We start from the raw sequence: 15,718 nt of genomic DNA on the forward strand, positions 1-15,718 counted from the left end.
AACTGATTATTCGCGTACCTCTGCTGCAGTAGTGAGCAATGGTTCCGCGGACACGCGCGGTTTGACCTCTTCTTCATGGACAGTTTCATCGTAATGCGAAACTTTTCTCGTGTCTGGTGAGAATATGGCCAAAACTAGCGAAACGAGAAGGGCTACTATCATGAATCCGCCGAAAATCCATGGAGATGGGCCGTAATTAGCCGCCATGGCAGTCCATAACATCGGTCCGAACCCGACAATCGCAGCGGCTATTTGATACCCGAGGGACATCCCTGTATATCTGACATTCGCAGGGAACAGCTCTGAGAAAAATGTCCCTTGTGTCGCAAAAATTGCAGCCCAGACGACACCGAGCAATACGATCTGCATGATGAAGAATGTGGACGTACTGCTTGAAATGCCGATGAAATACGGAATTGCCAGCACCAGCATGCCGATCAACCCAGAAATATAAATTACTTTACGTCCGATGAAGTCAGACAGATATCCAACAACAGGTATTGTGATCAGCATCGTCGCACAGCTCAGCGAAAGTGCAAGCAGTGCCGTGTCCCGTGAGTAGCCGATATACGTTGTAGCGTACACCAGAATAAATGACATTAGGAATACGTTGAAAAAGCCGTCGCCCAGTTTAAGACCGATGATTCGGAACATATCCTTGGAATTGTTTCTGAACAGCGTCAGTACTGGCATCTTCTCAATATTGCCAGATTCTTTACGCTGCTGAAATTCTGGGGTTTCTTCGATGCTACTCCGTATCCAGAGAGCAAGTACGATGAGTACCCCGCTGAACAGGAACGGAATTCTCCAGCCCCATGCCATGAACTGTGCTTCCGTAGTGAAGCTGTTAATAAGTGTGAAGCTGAATGTACCAAGCACTAGCCCGATCGGTACGCCTAGTTGTGGGATCGAACCGAACAACCCGCGTACTCCTTTGCTGGCATTCTCCGTAGCAAGAAGGACAGCTCCGCCCCATTCTCCCCCAAGAGAAATCCCCTGAATCAACCGCAGTATGACAAGCATGGCTGGTGCCAGGATACCGACTGCCGCGTAGGTCGGCAGCAATCCAATCAAGAAAGAACTACCGCCCATCCCGATGAGCGTGATCATCAAGGAAGCTTTCCGTCCAATCCGATCTCCCACATGGCCAAATATAATACTGCCTAGCGGTCGTGCTGCATATCCCGCTCCGAATGTGGCAAATGCAATCAGAATGGAAACGGCGGGATTTTCATTCGGGAAGAAAAGTGTGGTAAATACAATTCCAGTGGCTGTTCCGTATAAGTAAAAGTCATACCATTCAATAATGGAACCTGACAAACTTGCCAACAATATTTTAATCTTTTTCATGAAAAGTCTCCCCTCTATTTAACTGGAATGTAATTTACCAACTTATTTTTTTGGATCTTGCCGACGGAAGTTCGTGGAAAATTATCTAAAAAATCAATGGAATCAGGGACTTTGAATTTAGCCAATTGTGCTTGGCAATGTGCCAGCAGCTCATTCTCCGTAACGTACATTTCTTCATTCAAAATAACGAAGGCTTTAATCGCCTCATCGCGCATATCGTCCGGCACACCGATCACTGCTGCTTCGTACACAGCTGGATGGGAGGCTAAAGCACTTTCCACTTCAATGGTAGCTACATTTTCCCCGGATCGCTTGATCATATCTTTTACGCGGTCTACAAAATAATAGTATCCATCTTCTCCAATACGGGCATTATCGCCTGTGCGAAGCCAGCCGTCCTGTATCGTTTCTTCGGTTGCCAGCTGATTCCGTAAATACTTTTTCATAATGGTGCGTCCCGGATGACCTTTGACCAAGATCTGTCCCGAAGCGCCTTTTTGAACTTCATTACCTTGTTCATCGACCAACTTCACTTCGTACGCGAGAGTCGGTCTGCCAATGCTTTCATTCTTGCATACGCTGTGTAGCGGATTCATTAGCGGAATACCTATCGTTTCTGTCATCCCGTACAGCTGACTCAATCTGACACCGGCGAGTTCTTTAAAGCGGTTCAACTGTTCTGCCGCGACATTTTGTGCGAAGATAATTGTGTGGAGAGTGTTCTTGATTACGTTTTTTGATTCGTTTTTAGCTAAGATCATGCGAATAGGCGCAGCGAACAGTGAACCGACTGTAGCTTGCAGCTGATTGGCTTGCTCAAAATAACGGGATGCGCTGAACTTTTCGGTTAAAGCTATTGAAGCGCCAACGGTTAAAGCCGACATGGTAGAATAATATTGAGCGTTACCGTGGAACAACGGAAGCACGATAAAGGTCCGGTCGTTGGCAGTCAGCTGTAAGTTTAACGCCATCTGTTCACCGACGAATAAATAGTTGGCATGCGTGACACATACACCTTTAGGTTTTGAAGTAGTGCCTGATGTGTATAGAATGGCGACGGTATCTTCATTATGAAGCTCAGGCAACGCATGCTTGCAACCGCTTTCAAAAGCTAGCGCATCATCGTAGGAGAAATAACCATCAACAGGCTGGCTTCTTGTAAGCATTCTGTAACGGATGGCGGGGCAGTGATTTCCCAAATCCGTGAACTTATCTAGATAAGGCTGTTCTGTAATCAACATCACAGAATCGGAATTAGAGATAATGTAGATCATCTCACTCGTAGGAGATAAAATATTCGTAGGCACCATGACGGCCCCTATATTCGCCAAAGCAAACCAAATTGTATAAAATTCCAAATTATTCGGCATGTGTAATGTAACATGCTCTCCTTTTCGGATTCCCAAGTGGAGGAAATATCGACTCAGCCGATCCACTTCATCCTCAAATTCTCTATAGGTTTTTTGTGAGACATGACGATCAGCGTCTTCGAATAAAAACAATGTTTTGTCAGGATGCTGATGCAATTTCTCATTTAACAGGTCACGAAGTGTTCTTTCACCTACACAATCCATTAAATCCCTCCTGTTCATTTGAATAGACCGTAGTCTTAGACTATAGTCTATATATTAATTGAATGTTCACGAGTTTGTCAATATATTCTGAAAAATAGTTTTATTTTATGTTAGGTATAATATAATCGGGGGTATTGCAATGAAGAAATCGACTAGACAAATACAGGCGGAGCAGACGAAGAAGCGCATATTGGAGACTGCGCTGGAGTTGTTTCGGAAAAAGGGATTCGATAATGTAACCGTAGATGAAATTGTGAAGAAAAGTGAAAGTTCAAAAGGTGCCTTTTATGGCCATTTCGGTTCAAAATATGATATCTTCATGGAAAAATTCAAAGAGATTGACCAATACTACAAAAAAGTTGTTTCCGTTATGCCGGAAGCGTTAACGTTCAATGAAAAAGTCCTGTATTTAGTAGAACGACAAATGCATTACCTCGAATTTGAGTTGGGAAAAGACATGATGAGGACGGTCTATGTCAGCGGTCTTATGGAAAGAGAAGGCAATTTCTTTTCTATACACGACAGAGAATTGTATACCATTCTGGATGATTTTATCGTCACGGCAATCGAAGAAGGAGATTTGCCGGAAGACACCAATAATAAAGTTTTGATCCGCATGCTTTCAAGATGTATGCGCGGGCTACTGTATGATTGGCTCTCTTTGGGCAAAGAGTACAATCTGGATGCCGAGAGCAAGATGTTTTTTTCTACATTCCTCGCGGGACTTCAGTGCGGCAGAGTGGATGCTGTACCTTTAGAGGTGGAATAAGGTTAGCCGGATTATCGTATAACGGGTACCAGGTCCGCACACAACTCTAGTTCAATTCAGAATTGTTTCTGATTTGTATCAGAACCTGGTTCCCACACAAAAAAAGCCATACAGCGAATAAGTTATATTCGCTGCATAGCTATAGTAGTTTCTATCAGTTAGTATGTTTTTCTTTATTTTTAAGAATATGACCCATAAAGTTCAACATCGTCATAGCTGCTACCCGAGTCGTGGCACCAGTAGGATCATATTGAGGAGCAACTTCAACTAGGTCGAAACAAACGACATTTCCTTTTTCAGCGATTCCAATTAAAATGTCATTTAGGAAATCGAATGAGAAACCTCCAGGTGAAGGAGACCCTGTACCCGTAGCCAATGAAATATCAAAGCAGTCAATATCGATCGTCACATAGTACTTATCGGCTTTTGGAATTTTATTAAGTATACCTTCTACACCCAACTTAGCGGAATCGCGTGCTGAGATTAGCTCGCTACCGTACGCTTTTGCCGCGTCAAAATCTTCTTTTCGACTACTCCCTAATCCACGCAAACCGATTTGTACCATATCTTTAATATGATCCATCTCAGACATTCTACGCATAGGGCTGCCGTTTCCTAAAGTTTGCCCGCCTGGTGCATCTGACCAGTCTAAATGTGCATCTAATTGAATGACGGTGATATCTCCTTCATCCTTTAATGCGCGTGCAACAGGAATGGAAATCGAATGGTCTCCTCCCATAATTGCAGGAATGGCACCTTTTTCTCGGATTTTTGCTACAGCATATTCAATTGCAGTAAATGCTTGCTCTATATCTCCATGGATGACATCCGCATCTCCTGCATCCACGATTTTTACGTCTCCGCCTAAAAATACTTCATCCCGTTCTGGATCATAAAACCCTGCACTGCCACGTGCGTAATGCGTGGACACTTCTCGAATTCTTCTAGGCCCAAATCGACAGCCACTTAAAAAACCGACACCCGTATCATACGGAACCCCTAGAACTGCGATGTCTGCATCAATTTCTTCCCAGTCCGTGCAGATTGGATACTTAGCAAAAGAACAAATTCCTGTGATTGGCATATTAATTTTTTCCATTCGTTATTCCTCCATTACTAGTTTAATTTCCTAAAAGATTTGCAAGAAATACAAATATAGGTACACCGACGATATCTGTTAAAACTGTCCCCGCAACCGGGATAATGATAAACGCTTTCCTTGAAAAGACGCCATATTTCGTACATATCGCATTCATTACAACCAATCCATTTGGTGTGGCTCCTAATCCATGTCCAATAAACCCTGCTGACATCACAGCCGCGTCATAGTTCTTCCCAAGTAATCTATAGAGGATGAATACTGCAACTGCCATTGTCGCTAATGTTTGCAAAACAAGTATTACAGCTAAAGGAAGAGCCAGATCATACAGTTCCCATAATTTCAGTTTCATCATGGCCATTACTAAAAACATGTTCAATGAAACATTTGAAATCATATCCATTGCCGTGTCTGTCATAGGCACCCATGACGTTCGCTCATTGATTGAACGGAAAATAATTCCTAGGAAAAGACTAAATATATGACCTGGGATGGAGAAGCCAGTGACATTTGTAATCCACTGTGCTGTAGGCAAACCGATGGACAATATTACAAAGATTAAAGAACCTTCTATGAGCACATTTTGCCAAGTAATCGCCGTCTTCTTCTCTTCAATCTCACTTGCAAGCGCATTCAAATCATCCGTGTCAGTTTGGATTTTCAAATTCTTTCTAGTGATCAGCCAATTGCCGACAGGTCCTCCGATTAACGAGCCTGCTATGAGTCCATATGTTGAAGCCGCCATACCAATTGTCAGTGCATTTGATTCACCGAATGACTCAATTAATGGAGCCAGTGAGGCTGCCATGCCATGACCGCCCTGCATAGATGCCTGTCCTGCCATTAATGCAGAGAGTGGATTAATGCCTGTCAGCCATGCTGCACCGACACTAATACCATTTTGCAAAATAGCCAGGAACCAGCAAACCAACATGTAAATCAAAAGCAATTTACCGCCTTTTTTCAAAATCGACACGCCGGTAGACAATCCAATAGTTACAAAGAAAACATACATGAATAAATCGTAGAGTGTATTGTCGTATTGAAACTCAAAAAGCCCTAATTCATAAGCTCCCCACATTAATAGTGAAAATCCAAAACCTCCAATTACAGGCCCTGGAATGGAATACTTCCAAAGAATTTCATATCTCCTTACAATCCATGTTCCCAAGATTAGTAACACTGCCCCGATAGCAGTAAACGTAATCATATCGACATCCAGGATTAGCATTCCATTCTCACTTCTACTCGATGACATAGCAGTTCCTCCTTTCAATTTGACGCTAAACATCGCTTTTTGCTCAGGAGCTAAAGATAATTTCATAAAAAATGAAATTAAATGAATTAGAACTTTCTAAACACTCCATCTAGTTGAAATTGTATAATAGTAAATATATAATGTCTAATATCGAAATATTATAAATTGATAACTTATAGTTATAAAGAAGAGGTGTTAAAATGGACATTCGCTCTTTAAAGCATTTTTATACTATTGCAGCATGCGGACAATTTACAAAAGCCGCGATACAGTTACATATTTCACAGCCAGCTTTGAGCAATACCATCAAATCATTAGAAAAAGAACTGGGTTGTACATTATTTGAAAGAAGTACAAAAAGTTTGAAGTTGACCGAACCAGGAGAAATTTTGTATAAACATGCGGAGGATGTATTGGAGTTATTTGATAAGATTTACAAAGAAATGGAGGATGCAAGAAATGTAGGTAAAGGCAAGATCAATCTAGGAATGATTGAATCATACCGCTATTTCATTTCCCATATGATTGGAATTTTCAAGAGCAAATACCCTGCTGTATCGATGAAAGTGCGGGAATTAGGACCGAATGATATTGTAAAAAGTTTAGAAAGCTATGACATTCATTTAGGAATCACTTCTATAGCTAATGATCACAACAACTTCAAATATATACCTATCTTCCAGGAAAATTACGTATTACTAACACCTCCAGATCATCGATTTAAAAACCTGAACAGCATTGAAATCATCGATTTGAAAAACGAAACATTTATTCATAGCCTGGAAGGTTTTAAAATTAGAGAAACATTTATCAAAGCGTGCGAGCATGTAGGCTTTTCACCATCAGTAGAATTCGAAACAGAAAGCTTAGAAACTGCATGCAGCCTTGTGGAGAATGGACTGGGTATATCGGTTGTGCCAGAAAGCTTTCTCGCCCTAAATCCATCGAAAAGAAGAAACGTAGTCTACATAAAAGACTTCGCTTCCAAAAGAACGGTTTATCTAGTCTATCAGCCTGAACGCTATCTCCCCCCACCTATTCAAGACTTTATTGATATTACTCTTCAGTTTTCTAATGAGATTATTGTTCGGAAGTGATTGTTTTTGGAAACGCGCTATCTATTCCAGCGCTTTGGATCGGGAGCCACAGGTTATTTTACGAATCTTTGTCCATTGCATGCCAGATCTTTCTCATGTATAAATTTATATCAAACAACCCACCAGCAACTGTATGCTGGTGGGTTGGTCATGTACATCAATGAAAAGTACCTATGCGTTAAACTTTTATAATTGGTTAATTATTCGCTTTTGATTTTCATTTACTCTGTATAGATCTTGTGCTTCTTTGATAGTTCCATTAACTCCTCTTTCTTTGCATCATCGCCACTGGATAACAAAGTTAATGGAATAAAATGAATTATATTTCTTGACTTCAAATACTTTTCGAGAGATGAGTTTATTGATAATTGACTTTTTGTAATATCTGTTAATAACGCGCTAAATTCATTTTCATCAGTTAAAGACCGATAGTAGAAGGTTACTCAATTAAAGGTATCTTATTTTGTGAATTTCATTTAGAAATACTACATACATCTTTTTTAAAGACTGTGTATCCTTTTCTAGAAAACTCTCTATATGAAGTATGAGGAGTACTAAATAGATACTCCTACACCACTTTACTTTAGGGGGACCACCATATGAAATTATTAATTAACGAAGATCCGATTCCATTATTACCTTCACTGGCAATGAAAGTTGGATTGAACGCTGCGCTATTCTTGCAACAACTTCACTACCGTTTGAACATTTCAAAAAACATCCGTGACGGTCATAAATGGGTGTTCAATACGTATGACGACTGGATGGAAGAATTTCCGTTTTGGTCGCTAAACACGATTAAACGAATAACGTACGACTTAGAACAAAAAGGTTATCTGATTTCCACTTCCAAGCACAATAAGATGAAAATCGACAACACCAAATGGTACCGAATCGATTATGAAAAGTTGCCATTTTCCTATACGCCAAATGAGATATTCGTAGACCCAAAAGTGGACGCTCCACCACCCCAACATGAGACGACTATCAACTCACAATTAGACGCTGTGCAAACCCACACTGGTACGAAGGCGTATCCCACTATGGGAGGGCCTATAACCAAAGAACTTAAGAATAAAAAGAATAAAACCATTGTCGAGAAGAATCTCGACGTCGCACATTCTGTTATTGAATACCTAAACGACAAAACCGGAAAACATTTCAAAGCGGAGTCCGCTGCTACCCGTAAATTCATCAACGGTCGAATCAAAGAAGGCTACACACAGGAAGATTTCATCCGTGTCATCGATCTAAAGACCAAGCAGTGGTTGAACCACCGTGAATTTAATACGTTCCTTAGACCATCGACTTTGTTTAACGCAACGAATTTTGAAAACTATAGTAATGAACTAGTCGTGGCAAAGAAACCGAGAAGAGAATCATATGTTCCACCAGTTCTCGATTTTAGTGTTGGTGAGAAGTAAGCAATGGTTCGAATAGTAATGAAGCTATCAAGTTCACACAGAACTTTGTGAAAGTCACATGATCGTGAAACTTTCATGATTGTTTCACACCGACACGTTATTTTGCTTCGTCTACTACTTTCACTGTATCTACCACTCCACAACTTTACTTTCTTGCTGGCGTGGCGTTATACTTCTTCCGCACCTGCTGCAAGTGCGCTTTCTTGATCAACTTCTTTTCCTCTTTCGGAAGATCTGCAAGCTGATCCAGGGTACTGATTATACTGTTCACCTGATTGTCAGTGAGACGAGGTCTATCATCTTGCTTGATTGCTTTCACCAATCCACGATAATAGACAACATCAGCTGACCGAAACGGTTCTTTAAATTTAAATTCAACTTCGTTAGAGAAGGCGATGATGGAGCATACAGGCAGGTTAGGCAAGTTCAGACGGCTTTTGAGCGCTTCAATATGACCGTAGTTCTGCCGTATAGGATTGTAGAATTTCTGTTTGTTTTTATAGATGACCTGCGTCCAGTATTTCTGATTTTCACTGCCGAAGATCCATCCTTTATAGTGCTTTGTTTCGATGACGTGCAGGCCATATTTAGAGACAACGACATGGTCAATCTGCATCAATCCATACTGCCCGTCCTCGACGTAGAGATCATGATAGACCTGGTACTCTTCGCCTAGTTTTTTGAGCCGTTTCTGCACGGTTCGCTCACCGACAGCACCTCGCCATTTCGGCAGCTGCAACTGAACGACGGTGGTAAGAATCATCATGACAACGAGGAACCAGAAGGCTTTCAATTTTAGGATATATAATAGGGTGGCAAAAAATAACTCCATTTTGTATACGCTCGCTTTCCAAATCTTATACATTTACTTGTTACTCTTTTATTACCGGGGCACCAGAAATAAATCACGATACTCTCGATAAAACATTTTTACGTTGGAATCTATTTCTGCTTGTCACTTATCCAAATCGACCCCTATTTAAAGTTTCGAATCAAAAAAGTACCCGTGTGAGAAACTTTCATGATTGTTCAAACATTCACGTTTGTTTTTCACACAGGTACCTAGTTTATGATTGAGCTTAATTGTCATTATAAAAACTCGAAAGAACTCAGAAAAGAAATGACCCGTAATAAGCGAGAGATGAGCAAAGTACTCGATACTTATGTTGATCGTTATACAACCAAGGGAAACAAGACCATCTATCAGTTAATGGTAATAGGCCTGCAAGCAGAATTGCAAAACATCTTATTTACACTTACCTACTCAAAACTCGAAGAAGCACAAGATAATGTACGTGCTTTAGTAAGAAAATACTTAACGATCTGTGCAGACGGTAATAATCAAATTTTACCCACAATCACTCGTTTTCTAACAGAAGTCGAACCAATCTTCTTAGAAGCGATTGAAATAGAACACTACTATTATGTAAAGCGCGAACGTGAAAAAGAGGAGCAGCAAGCAATTCGTGAACAAATGAGGCAAGATGCCGCTGAAAGAAAAGCATTGAAAGAGCAACAGAAATAGCTGGAACAAGAAGAAGCAAAATTCTTAGTTGAAATGGAACGAAACAGGGAACTTCTATTGTCCGAAACGGATACCGGAAAAATTTCAAGCCTAGAAGCCCGTATTCAAGAGTTGGAAAATCAGCAGAATGAACTTGAAGCGAAGAAGGAAGAAATCACGAGACTTGCAAATGGTAAAGCCGGATATGTTTATGTGATATCCAACTTAGGTTCATTTGGAGATAACATGTTCAAAGTCGGCATGACAAGAAGGTTAAATCCACAGGAACGAGTGGATGAACTGGGAAGTGCTTCCGTGCCGTTCAAATTCGATATCCATGCTATGATTTTCAGTAATGATGCAGTAGGTCTTGAAAATCAACTACATCAGCTATTACAAAAACAGCGTGTTAATAAAGTAAACTTGAGAAAAGAATTTTTCGAAACAACTGTTCACGAGTTGCAAGAAGTAGTAGAAGAAATTGATCCGACTGTAGGGTTCAAAACTACACTTTTAGCCCAAGAGTATTATCAAAGTCAAGAATTGAAAGAAGAACAATTAACTACTGTTGGATGATTAAAGAGTTGAAAAGCCTCTTCGAATGAAAGGTACCTATGCGAGAAACTTTTGTGATTGTTTAAACATTCACGTTTGTTTTTCACGCAGGTACCTTATTTTCAGTAGTACCACTGCCCTCCACGGTCCTTGAATATATTCAATTGTCTGCACATTCAATCACTACTTATTAACGCGTATTGGTTTATACTATCATGAATGCGAAATAAGCAGATATTGATTAAAGGTAGATACAAGTGGACCTTCATGACTGTTTAAACATTCACATTTGTTTCTAAAACAGGTATCGTATTTACGCCTTATGATTTTATTTCATACGTGAGTAAGGAATATTTCAATTTTCTAGTTCTATTATTTCTTCTAATTCTGCATAGTAGTTTTTAATAGTCATTTCCATACAAGCCTTTCTGTTTTCTGGCGTACGTTTTGTTAGATACTTTTTGTTATAGTAATACGTAAAGTTATGAATTGTTGCAAAGAGATTCGAGTAGGCTTGCATCCAATCATATAAATCGACAGGAGCAAGTTCTAAATCGCTACTTGCCATGTAGGATTCCTCAATATTAGAAATGAAAGGAGCTATTTGCTCAACTAAATTCGACTCAGAAATTAATCGATTTGTATAGGCATTATACAGGCTAATTATGTCCTCCGCTGATTTTAACATTGCTGTAGAGATTTCTCTTACAGCTAATATTAATTCCTCATTGTTCCCGTAGTTATCGTGAATAATATTTTTGAGACTTTCATAATAAGCATGTACATTAAAATGCATGTCATTTATCACAAATTTATTTGAACTATCTACATTATACCACCAATCCTTGTTCTGATTATGATCACACCAAGTCGTATGACATATGAAATGCCCCCTCATCATATCGCTTTCATCAAAACCAAAATATATCCAGATTATATTTGCTAATTTATTCTTCCATCTATCTGAACTTCGCTGATTTGTATATACTTCAGCTTTTTCAACTATATTTTTTATTTCAATCGATACATTAGACATTTCATCAAAGGATAGTGGTTCTTTAAGAATGACCTTTACTGAATATCTTTTACAAGTTCCTGTATGCACCGGTTCAACTTCATAAATAATATATTGGTCACTTTCAAAATATATCTTTGCAGTAGGGTAAGGTTTGTAATCCTCAACTTCAAAGAAGATAGTTCCACCCATATTTCTTTTGAAAATTGGATTTTGTTGCTGTGCAGGATTGTTTTTATTCCAAACATCTAAATATAGACTTACTAGTTTGTGTATATCATGTAAAGTAACTTTTCCTTTCTTAACAAGTAACTTGTTCTCAAACGCATCACATAAGAAGTCAGTGAAAATACTAATGGGTTTATCTCGATGCCCATAGGAAACTTGTTCTGCATTACTTGAGGAGAAAACTGCATAACCTTTTCCATGAAAGTCTGCAATCATTTGATTAACTACAGGACTTGCTGGGTCTTCAATGGAATAGTTTCCGGAAAAACAACAATCTAAAAATACAACTTTGCTTTTTGCCGGAACTTTTTCCATATTTTTTATTAACTCGTTTGTGCTTATAAAATCGTCGCTTAATATAATGTGATGTTGATGGTTGAAGTTGTGACCATGTCCAGTAAAATAGAAAAGGAGAATATCATTTTCATTTGTAATTGAAGACATCATTGATAATGCATTATCAAAATCAACTTTGGTTACATCCCCCAAAGCTCCAAGTGTAATAATATTTTCCTTTTTTAAACCTAATCCACTTTCTAAAGACTTGGTCATTGCTTCTACATCATTCTTACAAAAAGGTAGATTAGGCGCACCCTCCATAAAATAATTACTAACTCCTATCACTAATGCCTTAACACTCACTTTACTTACCTCCAATGCTGAAATTCGATTTTTCTTACGATCACCAATACAATTCTGAATAGTACTTAAGTTGTGTGAGGACCTGATACCCAAGTTATACTTTCATGATTGTTTAAACATTTAGCTTCGTTTCACACCGGTGCGTTATTTTCTAACGACTATTTCTTTCACTGCGCCACACCTTTACTTCACTTTCTAGACCAGCGTAGCATTATACTTCTTTCGCACCTGCTACAAGTGCGCTTTCCTGATCGAATTTTCTCCTCTTTCGGAAGACCTACAAGCTGATCCACGTTACTTATTATGCTGTTCACCTGAATGTCAGTGAGCCGCAGTTTATCGTCTTACTTAATCGCTTTCATTAATCCATGGTAGTGGACAACATCAGCTGACCGGAACGGTTCTTTGAATTCGACTTCGTTAGAGAAGGCGAAGATGGAGCGTACGGCAGGTTAGGCAAGTCCAGACGACTTTTGAGCGCTTTAATATGACCGTAGTTCTGCCGTATCGGATTGTAGAATTTCTGTTTGTTTTTAAAGATGATCTGCGTCCAGTATTTCTGATTTTCGCTACCGAAGATCCATCCTTTATAGTGCTTTGTTTCGATGACATGCAGGCCATATTTGGAGTTGACAACATGGTCGATCTGCGTAAATCCGTACTGTGCGTCCTCTACGTAGTGATCATGATAGGCTCTGTACTCTTCGCCTAGTTTTTCGAGCCGTTTCCGTACGGTTCGCTCGCCGACAGCACCCCGCCATTTCGACAACTGAATGACGGTGGTTAGAACCACCATGGCGACGAGAAACCAGAAGGCTTTCAATGTCAGAATATATACTAGGGTGGCAAAAAATAGCTCCATTTTTTCCACTTACTTTTCACCCTTTATCCATTTAATGGATACTCTTATATTATCAAAACATCAGAACGAAGTCACGATACTCTCGATAAGACATTTTTACGTTAGATTCTACTTCTCATTGGCACTTATCCAAAACGATTTCATATTATAAAATTTCGAATCAAAAAAGTACCTGCATGAAACTTTCATGATTGTTTAAACATTCACGTTTTCTCTCACACAAGTACCTTATCTATACACGCTGTTTTTTAATCATTTTACCTAACTTTTACTTATTTTTAAAATTGTCCTGTTCTTACCTTTACCATTCTTTCAAATGCTTGTTTATCTCTATATATGCTTAATTCTTCGATAATCGCTTGCTGTTGGAGTATCTCACTTTCATATTGTTGTAAAGAGTTTACTGGTATTTTTGAATGTATTAACTCTCTTAACAGATTTGTCAGTGGTTCACCTATAGCTTGCTTGAAATTGAATCCAAGCATCTGCAGTATAGAGAAAGTCTCCTTGGATAATAAAGGTTTGAATAGCGCTAGTGCACTAGCAACTTTCTCCGCTGACTCCTCATCGCTTTCTTGAATTAAAACCTCTATAAGAGGTATTAGACTTTTGGTTATATAATCAATATCCTCATCAGAGATTTTCTCCATTATAATTCGCTCTTCATAAACCTGAACAATTTGAATCAATTCATTTTTCTCAGAAATTAATTCACTAATAATCTCTTCAAGACTGTTTATTGTCGTGTTATCCTCTTTTGCCTCTTTAGCTAATCTAATTTTATCCATTACTATAGGGACACTATTTTTAGCTATCAAACTTGTGAACTTTGTACCTAATGCTACCAATTCTGTATTCATATCCATTCTTATCACTCCCAAATTTATTTTGAAATTTAGTATCTTATTATAACTGCTAGTAGATATTACATTAAGTTTCACTCACTTAGTAACATTAACAAAAAACTCATGTGCACCTTCCCAAGAACCATTAGGCAAAATATGCACTTTAAGTATGCCCTCTTCTATAAATTTTCCTGTATCATAATTAACAATATCCGTATCCATTGTATACATGACTCTTACTCTATAATTCTCTAGATATGATGTCTTTTGAATAAAGTGAAGCCTTTGGTCAACTTTTGCATATATAGTGTCAAATGCCTCTATATTGCTATGGATAATGTCATACTGATCTTGATCATACGTAATTACAATATCATTTTTTCCTGGTTGAACAATACTAACGTCTGTCTTAAGTAACTTACCATCAGCCCATGTATAAGCTACTTTCGATTTGTCTCCTTCAAATAAATTAAGCTCTCTATTTATTACTTTATAGCTTCCTTGATAGAACGTTGAAGGTATTTCCTCGATATGAAAACCTGAATTAGGTGTATAACCTATAACTCTAGCAGTTAAAAATGCTGAACTACCTTCTAACGAATAAATCAGTACTTGATTTTCTGTTTGATTTTTCCCTATTGATATTACGTCCAGATATACGTCATCATAGTCTCCTATTTTGTATTCAGTAGACACTGTCCAAGTCTTTTTCATTTTGTCATATGTTAAAACTTTAAATTGAAAACGTAACGCACGTTCATAGGCAGATTTATGTCTGTATTGTGCAACGTATTGGATTGTAGAAGAATCATTGTCGAAATTAGCTTGTTGAAGATCTGTTAACTTATAATCTTTTGCAGCAAAATTAGAAGCTTTTTCAAATGCGCTTCGTGGTGTATTAGGATAAACGAAAGCTGGACTATCATTTAGTCTCTTGAAAAAGGCAGATATATGTTCTCTTTTCAAAAGGTCGCCGCCACCGAAATCCTTGTATCTATTCGAACTAACACCTTTTCCAGTTGTAATACCTGCTTCATACATCCAGTCAACAGCTTGTTTTTCAGAAACTTTATTTCCAGTCGCCAAAGTTGCAAAAACCTTCGCCACATCGATACGTGTATACGGACGATTTCTAACCTTTTCATCTTTAATACCTTTGATAGGTAAGTTATAAGACCCGATATATTCATACACTTCTTCTCGTTCAAATCCAGGGTATATATTATTTGTAAGTATAGGATTTAAATAACGTGTCAATATTATAGTGAACTGTGCTTCCGTCAGATTATTTTTGGGTTTGAATGTACCATTGTCATAGCCTTTTAACAGATCGTTATGAGTAGCCCATTCAATTGATGTGTAGAACTGATTGGAAGGTTTAACATCTCTAAAACTATCATTTGCTTCAACTGGTGCAGCTATAATAAAGACTAACAAAAAACTAAATATGCTAATTATTTTTTTCATAAGTATATCTCCTCGTATATATTTTTGAA

The 15,718-nt window shown here is 38.6% G+C and carries 14 protein-coding genes; 5 read left to right on the forward strand and 9 right to left on the reverse strand.

Annotated features, from left to right (window positions below):
• Positions 1-6: 6 nt before the first annotated feature.
• Both SporoP8_RS05240 and SporoP8_RS05245 read right to left on the reverse strand, forming a co-directional pair.
• Positions 7-1,350, reverse strand: coding sequence for an MFS transporter (locus SporoP8_RS05240; RefSeq protein WP_085131547.1), 1,344 nt, complete (start codon positions 1,348-1,350; stop codon positions 7-9).
• Positions 1,351-1,364: 14 nt separating this feature from the next.
• Positions 1,365-2,924: an AMP-binding protein gene (locus tag SporoP8_RS05245; RefSeq protein ID WP_085131548.1), complete on the reverse strand. Its 1,560-nt coding sequence runs from the start codon at positions 2,922-2,924 to the stop codon at positions 1,365-1,367.
• Positions 2,925-3,063: 139 nt separating this feature from the next.
• On the opposite strand from SporoP8_RS05245, the gene SporoP8_RS05250 reads away from it, so the two are divergent.
• On the forward strand, positions 3,064-3,693 hold the full coding sequence (locus tag SporoP8_RS05250) for a TetR/AcrR family transcriptional regulator (RefSeq protein WP_085131549.1): 630 nt from the start codon (positions 3,064-3,066) through the stop codon (positions 3,691-3,693).
• A 154-nt stretch (positions 3,694-3,847) separates the two neighbouring features.
• Here the strand turns inward: SporoP8_RS05250 and speB are convergent, their stop codons facing one another.
• Together speB and SporoP8_RS05260 are read right to left on the reverse strand one after the other, a co-directional pair.
• Positions 3,848-4,792 carry an agmatinase gene (gene speB / locus SporoP8_RS05255; RefSeq protein WP_085131550.1) on the reverse strand — a complete coding sequence of 315 codons (945 nt, stop codon included), beginning with the start codon at positions 4,790-4,792 and terminating at the stop codon, positions 3,848-3,850.
• A gap of 22 nt (positions 4,793-4,814) precedes the next feature.
• The gene (locus SporoP8_RS05260; protein WP_085131551.1) at positions 4,815-6,050 is read right to left on the reverse strand and encodes a sodium/glutamate symporter; all 1,236 of its coding nucleotides are present in this window, start codon (positions 6,048-6,050) and stop codon (positions 4,815-4,817) included.
• A 200-nt stretch (positions 6,051-6,250) separates the two neighbouring features.
• Between SporoP8_RS05260 and SporoP8_RS05265 the strand changes: the two genes are divergently transcribed.
• Both SporoP8_RS05265 and SporoP8_RS05270 read left to right on the forward strand, forming a co-directional pair.
• Positions 6,251-7,147 carry a LysR family transcriptional regulator gene (locus SporoP8_RS05265; protein ID WP_085131552.1) on the forward strand — a complete coding sequence of 299 codons (897 nt, stop codon included), beginning with the start codon at positions 6,251-6,253 and terminating at the stop codon, positions 7,145-7,147.
• 599 nt (positions 7,148-7,746) lie between these two features.
• Complete coding sequence (locus tag SporoP8_RS05270) at positions 7,747-8,571, forward strand: conserved phage C-terminal domain-containing protein (protein WP_085131553.1); 825 nt, start codon at positions 7,747-7,749, stop codon at positions 8,569-8,571.
• A 145-nt stretch (positions 8,572-8,716) separates the two neighbouring features.
• On the opposite strand, the gene SporoP8_RS05275 is transcribed toward SporoP8_RS05270, so the two are convergent.
• Positions 8,717-9,436 (reverse strand): nuclease-related domain-containing protein, encoded by a 720-nt coding sequence (locus tag SporoP8_RS05275; protein ID WP_085131554.1) that lies wholly within the window; start codon positions 9,434-9,436, stop codon positions 8,717-8,719.
• A 204-nt stretch (positions 9,437-9,640) separates the two neighbouring features.
• Here SporoP8_RS05275 and SporoP8_RS16715 point away from each other — a divergent pair, with 204 nt between their 5' ends.
• The gene (locus SporoP8_RS16715) at positions 9,641-10,096 is read left to right on the forward strand and encodes a hypothetical protein (RefSeq protein WP_232319215.1); all 456 of its coding nucleotides are present in this window, start codon (positions 9,641-9,643) and stop codon (positions 10,094-10,096) included.
• Positions 10,097-10,153: 57 nt separating this feature from the next.
• Complete coding sequence (locus SporoP8_RS16720; protein WP_232319216.1) at positions 10,154-10,651, forward strand: GIY-YIG nuclease family protein; 498 nt, start codon at positions 10,154-10,156, stop codon at positions 10,649-10,651.
• A 334-nt stretch (positions 10,652-10,985) separates the two neighbouring features.
• On the opposite strand, the gene SporoP8_RS05285 is transcribed toward SporoP8_RS16720, so the two are convergent.
• From SporoP8_RS05285 to SporoP8_RS05300, 4 genes are all read right to left on the reverse strand, one after another.
• The gene (locus SporoP8_RS05285; RefSeq protein WP_232319217.1) at positions 10,986-12,515 is read right to left on the reverse strand and encodes a caspase family protein; all 1,530 of its coding nucleotides are present in this window, start codon (positions 12,513-12,515) and stop codon (positions 10,986-10,988) included.
• Between the two features lie 361 nt (positions 12,516-12,876).
• Positions 12,877-13,311 carry a nuclease-related domain-containing protein gene (locus SporoP8_RS05290; RefSeq protein WP_198166077.1) on the reverse strand — a complete coding sequence of 145 codons (435 nt, stop codon included), beginning with the start codon at positions 13,309-13,311 and terminating at the stop codon, positions 12,877-12,879.
• A 344-nt stretch (positions 13,312-13,655) separates the two neighbouring features.
• Complete coding sequence (locus SporoP8_RS05295; protein WP_085131556.1) at positions 13,656-14,243, reverse strand: hypothetical protein; 588 nt, start codon at positions 14,241-14,243, stop codon at positions 13,656-13,658.
• 75 nt (positions 14,244-14,318) lie between these two features.
• Complete coding sequence (locus tag SporoP8_RS05300; RefSeq protein ID WP_198166078.1) at positions 14,319-15,689, reverse strand: S-layer homology domain-containing protein; 1,371 nt, start codon at positions 15,687-15,689, stop codon at positions 14,319-14,321.
• Positions 15,690-15,718 lie beyond the last annotated feature (29 nt).

This window comes from Sporosarcina ureae (assembly GCF_002101375.1).
Lineage (GTDB): Bacteria > Bacillota > Bacilli > Bacillales_A > Planococcaceae > Sporosarcina > Sporosarcina ureae_B.